This window comes from Caproiciproducens sp. CPB-2 (assembly GCF_036287215.1).
GTDB lineage: Bacteria > Bacillota > Clostridia > Oscillospirales > Acutalibacteraceae > Caproiciproducens.
In genome coordinates this window covers 1,089,397-1,107,054 of record NZ_CP142860.1, presented here as the reverse complement: position 1 = coordinate 1,107,054, position 17,658 = coordinate 1,089,397, and the positions used below count along the sequence as shown (strand labels likewise).

Sequence of the window (17,658 nt, the reverse complement as noted above, 5' to 3'; positions counted from 1 at the left end):
AGTGCTAACGCTACTTCCGTCCAGCCACAGACTCAAGCAATGGGGACGGCTCGGTGAGAACCACGGAGAGGTGAAATTCCTATGGCGTTTGCTTAACCGGCAAACCGTTTATGCTACCAACAGTTTGATAAAGCTGAACTTGCGACGGAATGATCCTTCTTCCATCGCACAGGCAAAAGCCCCAGAAATCAATATTTTTCCCTTTTTGTGCCCGCATCCCAACACCGATGGTAAGATATTCTTCCAACCCTTTTTTCTTGAATTCCAAGTATAGGTAGCCAGTGGATTCCTCCCGCTCACCGTCTCCCAGCAAGTAAAAATCCATTCGCCTGTCTCGTGACCCAAACGGATCCAACCGTTCAGGACTTTTATTACCGTCCAGCAAAAATGGGATAAAGCTCTGAGTTGTGATAGACTTGCCAGAAGCATTGGCGCCGCGCAGTAAAATATGCCCATCTTCAAGGTCAAATTCTTCTACGTCATAGAGCCAGAAATTCACGAATCCAAGCCTATGCATTTTCCATCGATCCATCCTCTTGCGCCCCTTTCCGATTCCCGCTGAAACCTTTTATAAAGTTGCCAGTCCACTTACCGGCCGCGGGACAAATCAACAGATAATCACCATGGTCTTCAGCAAGCATCCAACTTTCCATGTATGTAAGCAGCTCCTGATAGAGCTTGTCTGGAGAAAGCTCGCGAAGCTGCTTGCCCCAGCCGCATCCGTTGCTTTCTTTGCATGTATTCACCAGGTGTCGGAATTCGCGATGCGTCAGAACAATCATATCATCCTCACGCCGATCAATCTCTCCGCGCGTTACCCGTTCACGGATGAGCGAGCATAAAAGAAGGGCCACATCTGAAAGGGCTAAATCCCTGGGATGGCAAACGCCAAAAGGAGAATCTTCATTGAACACAAAAAAGACCCCGTTTTTGTGGATATGCAATTCTCCACCCAGAGCATTGTCCAGATTTTTCTCCAGCCACTGCCGCTGATTTTTGACATACTCGTAATCAGCCCGATCCCCCTCCGACCAGTAAAGCGCGGGAGCCAAGGTCAGCTGGCGATAGACGCGGTTAATCCGCTGCCGCCCCCGTTCGCCGTCCTCACCCCAAGAAAAAGCCTCGAAATCTTCAACGGTCAGGCAATCCGAGATGTCCCGGCCAAAGTGAACGGGAAAATGCCGAGAAAGCCCAGTGTTTTCATAGAGCACTTCCTGGTCCTGCTTGTTCCCAAAGCCTTCGCTGTTTCCATCATAGACCACAAGCAGTCCCATGCTCTGCACATACAAAAGAACCCGAACCAGAGACTTCCGATGGACATATTTCGTCCAGTCCACTGGGCAGAACCCGGTCATATAGGTTTCAATGGCTTCGGTCAGAGACGAAAGCAAAAACTGCTCTCCGTCATCCAGATCCTCCAAATAGAGAAGCAATGCGCAAAGCAAACAATAATCCATGGTGTCGGTAAAGCTCTCTATCCCCATCCATGGCATCGACCGGGGCGGCACCTTTTCCAATTTAATGACGGATTCATTGACAATGAGATTCCAGCCCAAAAGCTCATTAACGAAACGGCGGTACTGCGGCAGAGCACGTTTCACATCAAAATAAAGCTGTTTGTCCTGACTCTTGATAATCCAAAACCGATCCAGAAGAGAACGCAGTTCATCCATACGCTTTACCCTCAAAAACCAGGACATAGTCCGGCATCGTCAATATCCCATCCGTACAGGGAAGTCGGCAGTTCCCGTCCCCTCTTCGCTTCAATGAGAAAGTTTGCCCATACTCCGTTCGTCCCCGATGATCCTGACTGAGATTGGCTGCAGCTACCCAGGACAGAAAAATATTTCTGATATCTGGTGTGAGGGGAGTTTTCATCGCGCTGAAATCCAAAACCCCGTCTTTGATATAACCTTCCACAAGCCGGCGCAGCCTGTGCTGTTCTTCAAGAATCAGCTGGCGCTGCAGCTTCTTATCCTCCGATTTGTCGGAAAAACTGCTTTTGTCTATCCTGGGCTTGTACGTACGCACGCGAGGTTGAACAGCATATTCCATCGGAGGTTCGTCATAGGTGCTAATGTCAATTCGCTCGGTATCGCGCGGTGCGTTGACGCAAAAATGTCTGACTTCCTGGGCTCCAAACACCTGAGAAGAAAGCCTGTGTGCTTCTTTAAGATCCTTACATTGGCCAAAGAGGGAAAGCAGCCGACGAATTTCCGCTTTTTTGCTGACGCCCATATTTTGCATCTGTACCAAAAGAGCCGCGTTTTGCACAATCCTGCGGATGATCTCGTTCGTAACCTCCATAACTTGATTGGCAGTGGAATTTTCTCCAACAAACCAATGAACCAAAGACTGCCATACACCCTTGTCCTGTTTTAGAAGATCTGTTTTCCAGTCGGGGCTTTGTTCTGATTGCGGCCGTGGCAGATCCAATTGGCTTTGATGCACAAGCCTCACAATATGCTCTGCCTGTTCTGGCGGAATAGCTTCCAGCTGGGCCGCTATCTGGGCAGAGCTGCTCTGCAAATCCTGAATAAACTCTTCCAAATAGCGAATCAAGCGTTGCTTGTGAGTGATGAAGGAGGTGGACTTCATGCTTTTTTCAGCAGTGGGTCCATAAAATTCCCGCAAATAATCCTGATGGTTTTGACTCAGACGGCTAAAATCTTCCTGAAGATCCTGCCACCATGCGGCGATTTCTTTTTGAGACAATTCATCCAAACGAGTTGCCGTACTTAGCGCATCATGGATTCGCCGGAATGCACTGAAAGACAGACCCGCTGTCCGGGTATGGAGGTTCTCCAGGGTAATGGTCATCCGCTCGATTTCCAAGGCTATCTGGGACATCATATACTGAAATTGCCTGTTCTTAAAATCGGCTACCGTATAGACTTTATGCGGATCCTGAATTGGGGTTAGATTTTTCCAATTGACCAGCTGATCCAGATCCACCGTCAACTGTTCCGGTGAATATTGGGCGAAAATGGTGTCTTCATGAAGCTGAACCAAGATCGTTTCCTTGTCCAGCTGATAATGCATTTTTTGATATTCCAAATAGAATATGCGCATGATGGCCCTGTATTGGATATAGTTATCGGCAGACAAATACTTTGTCTGAGAAATACTCTCCAAAAGTGCGGCCTGAAATGCCACTTCGAATCCCACCTTTCTGATTCACCATTGGAATGGGGCAGAATGAGGTATGCTTTTCTCTAAACCTATAGTAAAACTCTGCAATCAAGCAGAGTCTTTTACGCTCTCTGATATTCCGACATTTTTCTTCTTAAATTGTACAGCAGGAAGAAAAAACTGTCAATTCAAACGGCAGGCAAAACAAACGAGCACGTTCCCACATACCAGCTGCCTTAAATTTTTATTCATATTTGTGTAAGCTTGGCCCCATGCGCAACCGCACATTAAAAAAAGCGTTTACACGGTACCAAATTAAATAAGTGATATCAGCTATTAAAAAGCACTTGGATTCACAACGTCCGGTGCTTTTTCTTTTATGGACACGCAGAAAAATTTCCGCCCGCGCATATCTATAAAACATAGTTCTGGAGGAGGTGTTTGACATGAGCGCCCATAACATATCTGTGGATTGCCGTTATACGCAGGACGGGGACGACTTTCGGATTTTGCTGTTCCAATCGTTCCGCTTTTTTCTCGAAAGAGAGCTTAAAAATAACAATTTCAGACTTGCTTTCTCAAAAGCGGCCCGCCTATAATGTCCATGATGAATGGTCGCTTATTTTCGGAGGTATGACATGTACCTGGAAATAAGCAACCCGATGGACTATCATGTGGGACTGTACATCAGACTTTCAAAGGAGGATGAAAGCGAAGGACAATCCGAAAGCGTAACCAATCAGCTGTCCCTTCTTACCGCTTTTGCGAAAGAGCACAAACTGTGCGTGTTTGATACCTATATCGATGACGGATGGAGCGGAACAAACTTCGATCGTCCGGCCTTCCAGCGTATGATTGCGGATATCGAAGCAAAAAAGGTCAATATGGTGATTACCAAGGACCTGTCCCGTCTAGGCCGCGATTATATCATGACCGGCCATTACATGGAGCGGTATTTTCCGGAAAACCGGGTCCGCTACATCTCCCTGCTTGATGGAATCGACACCGGAATTGAGAGCACGGCAAACGACATCACACCTTTTCGCGCCATCATGAACGACATGTACGCCAAGGACATCTCCAAAAAGATCAAGAGCGTCAAGCATGACAAACAGCGCAAAGGACTCTTTATCGGAGGGAAACCGCTTTACGGTTACAAAATGGCGGAGGAAAAGAATAAAATTGTTATTGATGAAGAGGCGGCACCCATGGTGCGGCGCATCTTCGGCATGGCGCTGGAGGGGCTGTCCTGCCGCCAAATTGCAGCCCGGCTCAATGTGGAAAAAGTGCCGACGCCGGCAACTTATGCCGGACTGAGTCAAGGGCGTACCGGACCATACGCCGGAATGTGGAGCAGCGAGCGAATTTCCGACATGCTCCAAAATGAGACGTATATTGGTAACATGGTGCAGGGGCGATCCAAGAAGATCAACTACAAGTCGAAGAAATGCGTCCGTCAGCCGCGGGAGAACTGGATTGTGGTAGAGGGCACTCACGAGCCTTTGATCGACCGGGAACCCTTTGATAAGGTGCAGCAGCTGTTGGGAAGCCGTAAGACCACCCGTTCACGGACCTACGATTTTTTGCTCAAGGGACTCATCTACTGCCACGAATGCGGTTATCCGCTGGCCGTCATCAACCGTCCAAACGTAAGAGGCGAAGACTGCCTTTACTTTGTTTGCCGCACCTACCAGCGCTTCACGAAGGCCAATGTTTGCACCTGCCATTCCATCAAGGAACAGACTGTCACACAAGCTGTTATCGAAAAGGTACGGGAGGTCTGCGAGAACTATGTGCGGACTGAAGAGCTCCTTCCTACGGCGGAAAAGGCAGTAGAAGAAGCCAATCAGGCGAACAGTCAAGAGCAGGAGGCCGCGGCACTCAAGGCAAAAATTGAGAGCCTGACAGCGCACCTTGACCGTATGTATATGGATCGCCTGTCCGGAATTCTGGAGGAGCAGGACTTTGAACGCATTTATCAGAGAGCCAAGCAGGAACGGGCAGCGTTGGAACAGAAACTGTCCGGTCTGGAGGCACCCACGTATGAGCCGGAAAAGCAGAAGAAACTGGCCCGCGAACTGGTGAACCGTTTTGTCGACGGCGCGTGGTCAAACCGGGAGGTGCTCGTCAGCCTGATCGAGCGGGTCGAACTGACCGAGGACAAACATATTATCATTCATTTTCGCTTTCGTCAGCTGGAAGCCTTTTCTTAGAGCCAATCGCTTACAATAGGCGATACGAACAGTATCCCGTATTGAGAAAAAGTCGCTCGGCGCTTTGTATAAGCGCTTTACAAAATAGTCTGGCTGATACATAAATATTGAGAGTTCCGAAAAACTGTCAGGTGCCGAGAAATCGCGCAAGACATGATTCCCCTATCAGGGGAAATGCCGCGAAGCGGCAAAAGGGTTGGCAAGCACCGCAAATAAGGGAGCATACTGGTTGTATGTGACCGTAATTTGCCAACGCAGTAAGCAAAATTGTTTTACAATTTGCGGTTGCGCGACTTACCGACTGCCTGAAGTATTATCCGTTTGTCTGAACATCCCCCGTTCCGGTTTTGCCTGTTGACTTGACACGGCAAAACCGGCATGATATAGTAAGAGCGATAAAAATAAGAATTGGAGTTGAAAAGATGCGCAATTTTTCTTGCTGACTATGAATTGAATAGTGTACTCCAAAAGAAGCAGTGTTTGGGCTGTTTATTTTGCTGTGCGTAAGCAGGAAAGTTGCAAATCTCGTACCCCGGAATTCGGAATAAAGTTCAGAACATCTCCATGCCTTTGTGCGTGGAGTGGCTGTATTTTCGGTCTGCAGGAATTGACTTTCCTGCAGACCTTTTATTTTTTATCGGAGGTGTATGCTTATGTCGCTGATTCAGATCAGCAACCTGACCTTCTGCTATGACGGAAGCTATGATCCCATATTTGAAAACGTCTCCTTCCAGATCGACACCGACTGGAAGCTTGGATTTACGGGCCGGAACGGACGGGGAAAAACCACGTTTCTGAATCTTCTGATGGGAAAACACGAGTATGCCGGAACGATCTCGTCTTCCGTACCGTTCGATTATTTCCCCTTCGACGTTCCGGACAAAACACAGGACACGCTTGACGTGGTCAACAGCATCTGTCCTCAGGCGGAGCTCTGGCAGCTGAACCGGGAGCTGTCCCTGCTGGACGTTTCGCAGGACGTCCTGCACCGCCCCTTCGAGACACTGAGCAGCGGGGAGCAGACCAAGGTTCTGCTTGCCGCGCTGTTTCTGAACGACCATCATTTTCTGCTGATTGACGAGCCGACCAACCATCTGGACATGGAGGCCCGCAAAATCGTCGGCGATTATCTGAACGCAAAAAAGGGCTTTATTCTAATTTCCCACGACCGTGCGTTTCTGGACCGCTGCATCGATCACGTCCTGTCCATCAATAAAACCAATATAGAAATCCAGAAAGGGAATTTTTCTTCCTGGCTGCATAACAAGGAAATGCAGGACCGATTTGAAACCGAGGAAAACGCAAAGCTGAAAAAACAGATCGGCCAGCTTTCCGCCGCCGCGAAAAGAACCGCCGGATGGTCGGATAAAGTGGAAAAGACAAAAATCGGCAGCCTGAATTCCGGCTTGAAGCCGGATAAAGGCTACATCGGCCACAAGGCCGCCAAAATGATGAAGCGGGCGGGCGCGATTGAAGCGCGCAGGGAAAAGGCGGCGCAGGAAAAGGAAAAGCTCCTGAAAAATATCGAAACAGCCGAAACCCTGTCCGTCAAGCCGCTGGAATATCCCAAAAACAGGCTGGTCGAACTTGAAAACCTCTCCGTGCTTTACGGGGACAAAAGGGTCTTCGACGATCTTTCCTTTACGGTCAGCCGGGGCGACCGGATCGCGCTGTGCGGCAAAAACGGCTGCGGAAAATCCAGTATCCTCAAACTGCTGACCGGGGAAGAAATCAATTTCACCGGCAGAGTGCAGATGGGAAAAAATCTGATCATTTCCTATGTTCCCCAGGATACCTCCCTTTTGCTGGGAAATTTAAAGGACTACGCGGAAGAAAGCCATATTGACGAAAGCCTGTTCAAGGCGATCCTGCGCAAGCTGGACTTTTCGAGGGTGCAGTTTGAAAAGGACATGGCGGATTTCAGCGAAGGCCAGAAAAAGAAGGTGCTCATCGCGAAAAGCCTGTGCGAGCAGGCGCACCTGTATCTTTGGGATGAACCGCTCAATTTCATCGACGTTCTGTCCCGTATGCAGATCGAGGAGCTCCTTCTGAAATACCGGCCGACCATGCTGTTTGTGGAACACGACAGTTCGTTTGTCGACTCCATAGCAACCCGCCGGATCCTGTTTTAAGCTTTGAAACAATATAACCAAAGTCAGCCGTGTGAAACTCCCGAATTTAATGGATTATTTCGCTTGTAAAACAAGAAAATGATGTTATAATGATAATGTACACTAATTTAGTATACATTAAGCTTAAAAGAGGTGTAATGCGGTGTCACTGTTGGAAATAAAAAATCTGCGCGTCAGCGCAGATGACAAAGCGATATTAAAAGGGATCAACCTGTCCGTAGGCAAAGGGGAAATCCATGTGCTGATGGGACCCAACGGCGGGGGAAAATCCACGCTGGTCAATACGGTTATGGGACATCCCCAATACCGTGTGGACGAAGGTTCGATCGTGTTCGACGGCAAGGATATCACCCGGGAACCCACGAATGAGCGCGCAAAGGCGGGGCTGTTTTTATCGTTCCAAAATCCGGAAGAGGTTCCGGGGGTCACGCTGGAAAACTTTATGAGGACTTCACGCACGGCAATTACCGGCAGACCCGTGAAGCTGTTTTCCTATCAGAAGGAGCTGAAGGGAAAAATGGAGGAACTCGGCATGGACGGGGAATACGCTTCGCGCTACCTGAACGTGGGGTTCTCCGGCGGCGAAAAGAAAAAGTCCGAAATCCTGCAGATGCTGATGCTGAACCCAAAGCTCGCCATTTTGGACGAAACGGATTCGGGGCTGGACGTGGACGCGGTAAAAATTGTTTCACAGGGTGTGGAGAAATTCAAGAACAGGGACAATTCCCTGCTTGTGATTACGCACAATACCAAAATTCTCGAATACCTGAACGTGGATTACGTCCATGTCCTGATGGACGGAAAAATCGTGAAAACCGGTCCCCGCTCGCTGATCGGCCAGATCAACGAAGCCGGCTTTCAGCAGCTCGCCGCGGCCGCCGCGGGCTGACGGAGGAGGAAACCGAATTGAGAGATACAGGTGTCAGAAAGACCTATGTGGAAGATATCGACCGCAGTATTTACGACGTGAAAGACAAGGTCAACGCCTCTTTTCAGGTCGAAAAGGGACTGACCGCAAAGATCGTCAACGAAATTGCAATCAAGAAAAACGACCCGGAGTGGATGCGGCTTTTCCGGCTGAAATCCCTTCAGGTCTACAACCGCCTCCCCATGCCCTCCTGGGGCCCGCCGCTGGACGGACTGGATATGGATCAGATCATCACCTATATCCGCCCGGATACCGGGATGAGCGCCAAATGGACGGAGGTTCCCGACGATATCAAAAACACCTTTGAACGGCTCGGCATTCCGAAGGCGGAACGGGATTATCTTTCCGGCGTCGGCGCACAGTACGATTCCGAGGTGGTTTATCACAACCTGCGCGAGGAAGTCAGCCGCCAGGGCGTGATTTACACCGATATGGAAAGCGCGATCCACAACCCGGTGTACGGGCCGATGGTGAAAAAGCACTTTATGAAGCTGGTTCCGCCCGAGGACCACAAATTTGTGGCGCTGCACGGGGCGGTCTGGTCCGGCGGGTCGTTCGTATATGTTCCGCCCGGAGTCAATGTGGAGATTCCGCTGCAGTCCTACTTCCGGCTGAACGCGCCGGGCGCGGGGCAGTTTGAGCATACCCTGATTATCGTGGGCGCGGGCGCAAGCCTCCATTTTATCGAAGGCTGTTCGGCTCCCAAATACAACGTGGCCAATCTGCACGCGGGCTGTGTGGAGTTGTACGTGGGCGAAAACGCGCATCTGCGTTACTCGACCGTGGAAAACTGGTCGAAGAACATGTACAATCTGAACACCAAGCGCGCGCTGGTCGGAAAAGGCGCCAGCATGGAATGGGTTTCCGGCTCGTTCGGCTCCCATGTATCCTATCTGTACCCGATGAGCATCCTGAAGGGTGAAAAAGCCCGCATGGAATTCACGGGCATCACCTTCGCCGGAAAGGGACAGTCGCTCGACACCGGCATGAAGGTCGTACACGCCGCGCCCTACACCTATTCCAATATCAGCACCAAATCGATTTCCAAGGACGGCGGGAACTGCACCTACCGCAGCTCCGTCAAAATTCTGCCGGACGCGCACGACTGCAAATCCTCCGTTTCGTGCGAATCCCTGATGCTGGACGACCGCTCCCGCTCGGACACCATCCCGGTGACGGATATCCAGAACGACAATGTCGACATCGGGCACGAGGCGAAGATCGGGCGCATCAGCGACGACGCGATCTTCTACCTGATGAGCCGGGGGCTGTCCGAAGAGGACGCAAAGGCGATGATCGTCACCGGCTTTGCGGAACCGATCGCAAAGGAGCTTCCGATGGAATACGCGGTGGAAATGAACAACCTGATCAGACTGGAAATGGAGGGGTCCATCGGCTGACGCCGGTGCAAAGGAGGCATCCATGAATACAACTTTTCAGAAAATAAACAGCCTGCCCGTTCCCACCTGGGGCTGGCTTGGCGTAAACGGCACGGACGTTCCGGCGGAAATACCGGAAATCGCGCCCTGCAAAAAAGAAAATAAGATTGTCCGGGTCCCGGACAGCGTAAAACTTTTCAGCGGCGTGCTTCCCGTCCCGGAGCTGGAAACAGCATTGGGGGCGGATGCCGCAGATTTTGTCCGGGGCCATTGGAATTGCGGCATCACCGCCGTCGTTCCCGCGGGGACCCGGCCGGAGCAGCCGATTTTCCTTTCCTACCATATGGATGAAAGCAATCCGGCCATTGTAGACAGGAATACGTTGGTGGCGGAGGAGGGAAGCGAGGTCACGGTGGTCATGAGCTATCTCTCCAAAGAAGGCGTTTCCGGTTTCCACAGCGGGCTGACACGCCTGTTTGCGGGAAAAAACGCCGTCATCCATCTGGTGCAGGTTCAGCTGCTCGGCGACACCTGCGTGAATTTCGACAATATCGGCGCGGTGACACAGGAAAACGGCGCGGTCGACATCGTACAGGTGGAGTTCGGCGCCAAGAGCTCGTACGCGGGCTGCAAAGCCCGCCTGCTCGGAAAAAACAGCCGGATGGACTACAACACGATTTACTTCGGCGATCAGGGCCGTTCCCTCGATATGAACGTCGTCGCGGAACACGCGGGCCCGAAGACGAACAGTGAAATCAGCGCCTCCGGCGCGCTGCTGGACGAAAGCAGCAAGATTTTCCGCGGCACCATCGACTTTCTGAGAGGCGCAAAGCAGGCGGTCGGCCACGAAAGCGAATACAGCCTGCTGTTCAGCCCGAAGGTGCGCAGCCGCACCGCGCCGCTGATTTTATGCGGGGAAGAAAATGTCGAGGGGCAGCATGCCGCGACGACCGGAAAGATCGACGAAAACAAGCTGTTTTACCTGATGTCGCGCGGGCTGGACGAACTCGTCGCCAAAAAGCTGGTGATCGAAGCGCAGTTCCGTCCGGCAACCGAAAAAATTCCGGACGATGCGCTCAGGCGCGCCGTATCCGATTATGTGGAAAAGAGGCTGAATAAAATTGAATCCTTATCTCAATGATTTTCCCATTCTGCAGAAAAAGGGAAACGGCAGGCGCCTGGTCTATCTGGATAACGCCGCCACCACCCAAAAGCCTCTCTCCGTTCTGAAAGCCGTCGAGGAATACTATCGTTCCGAGAACGCCAATCCGTACCGCGGGCTGTATAGCCTGAGCGTCCAGGCGACGCAGGCGTATGAAAACGCGCGCCATACGGTCGCCGAATGGATCGGGGCCGGGGACGACAGCGAAATCATTTTCACGCGCAACGCCACGGAGTCCCTCAATCTTGTGGCGTACAGCTACGGCCTCCCCTTTCTGAAGGAAGGGGACGAAGTGACCCTCTCCGTTCTGGAGCATCACAGCAATCTGGTGCCGTGGCAGATGGTGGCCAAGGCGAAGGGTGTCAAATTGAACTTCCTATATCCCGACGCGTCCGGGCGCCTGACCGGTGAAGAGATTGAAAAAAAGATCACCCCGAACACCCGTGTGGTCGCGGTGACGTATGTTTCCAATGTTCTGGGGACGGTGAATCCGGCCGCGAAAATCATCGACGCGGCGCACCGGGCCGGCGCCGTCGTCGTTCTGGACTGCGCGCAGAGCGTTCCCCATTTTCCCCCTGAACGTCGGGGAGCTCGATGTGGATTTCGCCGCGTTTTCCGGTCATAAAATGCTTGCGCCGATGGGAATCGGCGTCCTGTACGGCAAAAAGGCCCTTCTGGAAAAGATGCCGCCCTTCCTCACCGGCGGTGAAATGATTGAATATGTATACGAGCAGGACGCGACCTTCGCCCAGCTTCCGCAGAAATTCGAGGCCGGAACCCCGAACGTCGGCGGCGCCGTCGGCCTTGCGGAAGCGATCCGCTATCTGCAAAAGGTCGGTTACGATACGATTCAAAAGACGGAGGCCGAACTGCTTGCGTATGCTCTTCAGGGACTTGCGGCCATCCCGCATGTGACGGTGTACGGAGACAAGTCCGGCACCCGGGACCGCTGCGGCGTCATCTCCTTCAACGTGGACGGGGTGCATCCGCACGACGTGGCCACGATCCTGAATGAGGACGGCGTGGCAATCCGTGCGGGCCACCACTGCGCCCAGCCGCTGATGCGGTACCTGGGCATCAACGCCGCGTGCAGGCTGAGCCTGTACTTCTACAATACGAAAGAGGATATCGACATTTTTCTCGAAAGCCTGAAAAAGGTCAGGGGGTGGCTCGGTTATGGAGCTTAAAGAGCTTTATACACAGATTCTTACGGAACACAACAATTCCAGCCGCAACAAGCACCATATTGAAAACCCCACAACGGTGCTGAAAGGAGTCAATCCCAGCTGCGGCGACGAAATTGAACTGGAGCTGCGAATCAGGGACAATATCATTGAGGACGCCGCGTTCACCGGGGTCGGCTGCGCGATCTCACAGGCGTCCGCCTCCATCATGATCGACCTGATCAAGGGCGAGCCCGCCGACGAAGCGTTAAAGCTTGCCAAAACGTTTCTGGGGATGATCAAAAATGAAATCACGGATGAAAAGCAGTTGGAAGCGCTGGACGAGGCGATCGCCTTCCGTGATATTTCCCACATGCCCGCGAGAGTAAAATGCGCGGTCCTGGGCTGGCACACGCTGGAGAACGCCGTGGAAAAAGACAAGGAAAAACAGGCATAAATGAATAGAACGACTGAAAAACGCCCGCCCGGCACAAAACCGGACAGGCGTCTTTTTTTACAGGAAAAGATTGGAACTTATTTGACAGGGGAAGATTTCCCCTGATTCGCCACGCGCTCCATTTTGGCTTTCAGCAGGGCCTGATCGCCCAGATAGTATTTGCGCAGGACATGGAACCCATTGTCGAACTCATAGACGAGCGGGACACCCGTCGGGATGTTCACTTCCATGATTTCTTCTTTGGTCAGCCCGTCAAAATGCTTGACCAGCGCGCGGATGGAGTTGCCGTGCGCGGCGATCAGGACCCTTTTACCGTCCCGCATATCCTTTTTGACCGCAGCCTCAAAATAGGGAAGCACCCTGTCTATGGTGTCCTTCAGGCTTTCGCAGAGGGGAAGCTCCTGTTTGATTTCGTTTCTGTACGCCGGGTCGAATTTCGGATTGCGCGTATCGTCCTCCGCGAGCGCCGGCGGCCGGACGTCGAAGGAACGCCTCCAGATTTTCACCTGGTCCTCCCCGTACTTTTGGGCGGTCTCCGCTTTGTTCAGCCCCTGCAGCGCTCCGTAATGCCGCTCGTTGAGCTTCCACGATTTTACAACCGGCAGCCATTCGCGGTCAAGCTGCCCAAGCGTCAGATTCAAAGTCTGAATCGCCCTTTTTAAATAGGAAGTATAGCATATGTCAAAATCATAGCCCTCCTGTTTCAGCAGAACGCCGGCTTCCGCCGCCTCGCGCCTGCCGTTTTCCGAAAGGCCGACATCCGCCCAGCCCGTAAAAAGATTTTTCTGATTCCACTCGCTTTCCCCGTGCCGGACCAAAACCAGTTTCATTTTATGTCCTCCTTAGCCGTCCGGTATTCCCTGAACCGTTGGCGGACGGTATATTTATTGTCTACTATTTTAGTATACAATATCTTTTCCCAAAAATCAACAGCAATCCGGCGGGCCGTGACAAATTACGCAAGCTCTTCCGGCCTGACGAACTGGCTGTTGTACAGGTTTGCGTAAAATCCGTTTCTGCCGAGCAATTCCTCGTGGTTTCCCTGCTCCACAATATCGCCGTCCTTCATGACCAGAATCGTATCGGCGTCGCGGATGGTGGAAAGGCGGTGGGCGATGACAAAGCTGGTACGGCCCTTCATCAGATGATCCATCGCTTTCTGGATCAGAAGCTCGGTACGGGTGTCCACGCTGCTGGTCGCCTCATCCAGAATCAGGATCTGGGGGTCGGCGAGGATCACGCGGGCGATGGTCAGAAGCTGCTTCTGGCCCTGGGACACATTGCTGGTATCTTCGTTGAGAATCATGTTGTAGCCGTCCGGCAGCGTCCGTACAAAATGGTCCACCTGAGCGGCCTTTGCGGCGGCGATGACTTCCTCGTCCGTGGCGTCCAGCCTGCCGTAACGGATATTGTCCGCAATGCTGGCGTTGTAAAGCCAGGTATCCTGCAGGACCATGCCGAACAGGGAGCGCAGGTCGTTGCGTTTGAAATCGCGGATATCGTAGCCGTCAACCAGAATCGCGCCCTCGTTCACGTCGTAGAAACGCATCAGGAGTTTGACCATCGTGGTTTTTCCGGCGCCCGTCGGGCCGACTATGGCGACCTTCCGCCCCGGCTGGATATCCGCCGAGAAATCGTTGATGATGATCTTATCCGGATGATACCCGAAGTGGACGTGCGCGAACTGAACGCTTCCCTGAATGTGTACGTTCAGCTCCGTATCCGGACCGTTGCCGGTGTTGACGCTGATCGGGAAGCTGCTTTCCGGCACCTCCTCCGGCTGCTCCAGAAACGTGAACACACGCTCCGCCGCGGCCGCGGTCTGCTGCAGGACGTTGGAAATATTGGCAACCTGCGTCATCGGCTGCGTAAACTGGCGGACGTACTGAATGAACGCCTGAATATCGCCGACGGAAATCCTGCCGTTAGCGGCAAGATATCCGCCTAAAATGCAGACCGCAACATAGCCCAGATTGCCGATGAAGCTCATGACGGGCATCATCATGCCGGACATAAACTGGCTTTTCCACGCGGAGGAATACAGCGTATCGTTGTAATCCTCAAAGGTTCTGGTCGACTCGGCCTCGCCGTTAAAGGCTTTGACCACAACATGACTGGCGTACATTTCCTCAATATGGCCGTTGACATGTCCAAGGTAAGTCTGCTGGACCATAAAATGCTTCTGTGATTTTTTGATAATGGTCAGAATGAAGGTCATGGAAGCGGGAATAATGCAGAGCGCAACCAGCGTCATCCGCCAGCTGATGGACAGCATCATCATCAGGATCCCGATGATGGTGGTGACAGAGGTGATAATCTGCGTGACGCTCTGGTTCAGGCTCTGGCTGATGGCGTCGACGTCGTTCGTGATGTGCGAAAGCACTTCGCCGTTGCTGGTCGTGTCGTAATACTGAAACGGCAGCTTCTGGATTTTGGCGGCGATTTCACGCCGAAGCTGATAGGTTACCTTCATGGATATGCCGGTCATAATGTAACTCTGGATATAGGAGAACAGGGCGCTGACCAGGTACAGGCCGACCAGCCACAGCATAATGCCCGCGATGTAACCGAAGTCGATGCCGGTCCCCGCACCGGTGATCTGGCTCATGATGCCGGTAAAAAGCGCGTTGGTCGCGCTGCCCAGAATCTTCGGGCCCACAATGGAAAACACGGTGGACGCCACGGCGAAAACGAGGACGGTAATCAGCGAAAATTTATATTTGCCCATGTAGCGGACCAGTTTTTTGAACGTTCCCTTAAAGTCTTTGGCTTTTTCCCCATGCATCATCATTCCGTGAGGACCGCGGCCCGGAATCGCCTTACGCGGCTGGGAGGTTGTTTTACTCATGCCAGTTCCTCCTTTGAAAGCTGTGACGACGCAATTTCATAATAAGTCGGACAGGACTTTAAAAGCTCCTTATGCGTACCGATTCCTACGATTTTCCCTTCGTCCAGTACAATGATCTGCTCGGCGCTCATAATCGTGCTGACACGCTGCGCCACAATCAGGACGGTGCTCTCGCCCGTGTGCCTTTTCAGCGCAGAGCGCAGAGCCGCGTCGGTTTTATAATCGAGTGCGGAAAAGCTGTCGTCAAAAATATAGACAGGCGGTTTTTTTACCAGTGCGCGCGCAATGGAAAGGCGCTGCTTCTGTCCGCCGGAGACGTTTGCGCCGCCCTGCGCGATCTCCGAATGAAACCCCTCCGGTTTTTCGGAGATAAATTCCATTGCCTGGGCAACTTCCGCCGCGGTGCGGACATCTTCCTCCGCCGCGTCTTTGTCGCCGTAGCGCAGGTTGGAATCGATGGTGCCGGACAGAAGGATTCCCTTCTGCGGTACATAGCCGATCTGATCCCTCAGCTCCTTCTGGGAGACATTCTTTACATTGACGCCGTTCACCAGCACTTCGCCGGCGGTCACGTCGTAAAAACGGGGGATGAGGTTCACAAGAGTCGTTTTGCCCGAGCCCGTCGAGCCGATAAAGGCGGTCGTCTGTCCCGGTTTGGCGGTAAAGGTGATATGCTGGAGCACATCCTCGCTTGCGCCGCTGTACCGGAAGGAGACGTCTTTGAAATCGATATAGCCGGTTTGATTCCCGTCAAAGGATACGGGATGCTCCGGGTCCTCAATAGAAGGCTCCACATCGAGCACCTGGGCAATCCGGTTGCCGGACACCGCCGCGCGGGGCACCATAATGAACATAATGGAAATCATCAGGAAGCTCATGATGATCTGCATCGCGTACTGCATGAACGCCATCATGTCGCCGACCTGCATGGCGGAAGCCGCGATCTGATGCGCGCCCACCCATACAATCAAAAGCGTGGAGGCGTTCATGATCAGCATCATCACCGGCATCATGAACACCATGATGCGGTTGACGAACAGCGAATTCTTCGTAAGGTCGCGGTTCGCGATATCAAACCGTTCCTCTTCAAATTTTTGTGTTCCAAAAGCGCGGATGACCATCAGGCCGTTCAGGTTTTCACGCGAAACCAGATTGAGCCGGTCGACCAGCTGCTGCACAATCTTGAACTTGGGCAGGGCGACGCTGAACACGACCGCAATCATACCGACCAGCACGACGCAGGCCAGTGCGATGATCCAGCTCATGGACACCGATTTGTGCACCGCCATAATAATCCCGCCGACCCCCATAATGGGGGCGTAGCAGAGCATGCGCACACCCATCATCAGCAGCATCTGCACCTGCGTGACATCATTGGTGGTACGCGTAATCAGAGAGGCCGTCGAAAATTCGTCGAACTCGCGGTTGGAAAAGCTTTCTACCTTTCTGAATACCGCGCGGCGCAGGTCGCGCGCCACCCCGGCGCTGAGCTTTGCGGCGAAATAGCCGACCATAACGGTCGCCGCGCCGCCCGCCAGCGCGATGAGAAGCATCAGAAGGCCCATTCTGAGGATATAAGCGGTCTGGATGCCGGAGATATTCATCCCCAGTTCCCGGTAAAAGCTTCTGCACATTGCCGTGCCGCTCTGCAGCAGCATGGATTCGGAATTTTTCAGCGCTTCGCCGCGCGCATTCTCAATCACGCCGGCGGGCAGCTTTTCCAGTACCGGCCCCAGTGCGTAAACTTTACTGAGGTCCATTTCCGAAACATCTGTCTTTCCTCCCGCGGAGGCCGTCAGGCTTTTGCCGGACTGCTGCGCAAGGGTCTTCATGGTGTTGATCAAGGTCCAGGCTGATTCCCCGAACGCCCGGTCCAGCTGCGTAAGGGTCGCACTGTCCACACTGCCGCGCACATAGATATCCTCTGTTTTCAGCAGCGGATACCGCCTGACGGCATCTTCGTGGCTGTCACCCGAACCGGAGGAAGGAATCAGAGTGTAGCTGTCCCCGACGGTCTTTTTCTGCTCCTCCGTCATAAATCCGGTTACGAATGTAAGCCCTTTGGCGCTGATCGCTTCCGGAGCGGCGTCTTCGATGCCGCTTTGCTGAATGCCGATATTGACGATCTCGGACATGTAATTGGGCAGATTCAAATCCGCCATCGCCTGCCCGAACAGCAGGGCAATCGATATCAAAATCATGAGTGTATAAGGCTTTAAGTATTTCGCCAGTTTCTTCATATTT

At 52.6% G+C, this 17,658-nt stretch carries 12 protein-coding genes and 1 pseudogene; 7 read left to right on the top strand and 6 right to left on the bottom strand.

Going from position 1 to position 17,658, the window contains the following annotated elements; translation table 11 throughout:
- Positions 1 to 79: 79 nt before the first annotated feature.
- The 3 genes from VXK30_RS05450 to VXK30_RS05440 are packed head-to-tail and all read right to left on the bottom strand — an operon-like array spanning position 80 to position 3,156.
- Positions 80 to 532 (bottom strand): hypothetical protein, encoded by a 453-nt coding sequence (locus tag VXK30_RS05450; protein WP_275712760.1) that lies wholly within the window; start codon positions 530 to 532, stop codon positions 80 to 82.
- Complete coding sequence (locus VXK30_RS05445; protein WP_275712761.1) at positions 510 to 1,673, bottom strand: TIGR02678 family protein; 1,164 nt, start codon at positions 1,671 to 1,673, stop codon at positions 510 to 512. Before VXK30_RS05445 ends, VXK30_RS05450 begins: the two co-directional genes overlap by 23 nt.
- Entirely contained in the window at positions 1,666 to 3,156 is a 1,491-nt protein-coding gene (locus tag VXK30_RS05440) for a TIGR02677 family protein (protein WP_275712763.1), read from the bottom strand. Before VXK30_RS05440 ends, VXK30_RS05445 begins: the two co-directional genes overlap by 8 nt.
- Positions 3,157 to 3,770: 614 nt before the next feature.
- Here VXK30_RS05440 and VXK30_RS05435 point away from each other — a divergent pair.
- The 7 genes and pseudogenes from VXK30_RS05435 (at position 3,771) to sufU (ending at position 12,566) form a co-directional block, all read left to right on the top strand.
- Positions 3,771 to 5,345 (top strand): recombinase family protein, encoded by a 1,575-nt coding sequence (locus VXK30_RS05435; protein ID WP_275712765.1) that lies wholly within the window; start codon positions 3,771 to 3,773, stop codon positions 5,343 to 5,345.
- Between the two features lie 653 nt (positions 5,346 to 5,998).
- Positions 5,999 to 7,477: an Lsa family ABC-F type ribosomal protection protein gene (locus tag VXK30_RS05430; protein WP_275712767.1), complete on the top strand. Its 1,479-nt coding sequence runs from the start codon at positions 5,999 to 6,001 to the stop codon at positions 7,475 to 7,477.
- A gap of 148 nt (positions 7,478 to 7,625) precedes the next feature.
- Complete coding sequence (gene sufC / locus VXK30_RS05425) at positions 7,626 to 8,366, top strand: Fe-S cluster assembly ATPase SufC (RefSeq protein WP_329494547.1); 741 nt, start codon at positions 7,626 to 7,628, stop codon at positions 8,364 to 8,366.
- Between the two features lie 17 nt (positions 8,367 to 8,383).
- On the top strand, positions 8,384 to 9,805 hold the full coding sequence (gene sufB / locus VXK30_RS05420; RefSeq protein ID WP_275712769.1) for a Fe-S cluster assembly protein SufB: 1,422 nt from the start codon (positions 8,384 to 8,386) through the stop codon (positions 9,803 to 9,805).
- Between the two features lie 22 nt (positions 9,806 to 9,827).
- Entirely contained in the window at positions 9,828 to 10,925 is a 1,098-nt protein-coding gene (locus VXK30_RS05415; protein ID WP_275712770.1) for a SufB/SufD family protein, read from the top strand.
- Positions 10,906 to 12,133: pseudogene (locus VXK30_RS05410) on the top strand (cysteine desulfurase). Before VXK30_RS05415 ends, VXK30_RS05410 begins: the two are co-directional and overlap by 20 nt.
- Positions 12,123 to 12,566, top strand: coding sequence for a Fe-S cluster assembly sulfur transfer protein SufU (gene sufU, locus VXK30_RS05405; protein WP_275712772.1), 444 nt, complete (start codon positions 12,123 to 12,125; stop codon positions 12,564 to 12,566). Before VXK30_RS05410 ends, sufU begins: the two are co-directional and overlap by 11 nt.
- Positions 12,567 to 12,643: 77 nt before the next feature.
- On the opposite strand, the gene gpmA is transcribed toward sufU, so the two are convergent.
- From gpmA to VXK30_RS05390, 3 genes are all read right to left on the bottom strand, one after another.
- Positions 12,644 to 13,396, bottom strand: a complete 753-nt coding sequence (gene gpmA, locus VXK30_RS05400) for a 2,3-diphosphoglycerate-dependent phosphoglycerate mutase (RefSeq protein ID WP_275712774.1) — start codon at positions 13,394 to 13,396, stop codon at positions 12,644 to 12,646.
- Between the two features lie 125 nt (positions 13,397 to 13,521).
- The gene (locus VXK30_RS05395) at positions 13,522 to 15,414 is read right to left on the bottom strand and encodes an ABC transporter ATP-binding protein (protein WP_442867940.1); all 1,893 of its coding nucleotides are present in this window, start codon (positions 15,412 to 15,414) and stop codon (positions 13,522 to 13,524) included.
- A complete protein-coding gene (locus VXK30_RS05390; RefSeq protein ID WP_275712776.1) occupies positions 15,411 to 17,654 on the bottom strand; it encodes an ABC transporter ATP-binding protein in 2,244 nt (747 codons plus the stop codon). Before VXK30_RS05390 ends, VXK30_RS05395 begins: the two co-directional genes overlap by 4 nt.
- Positions 17,655 to 17,658 lie beyond the last annotated feature (4 nt).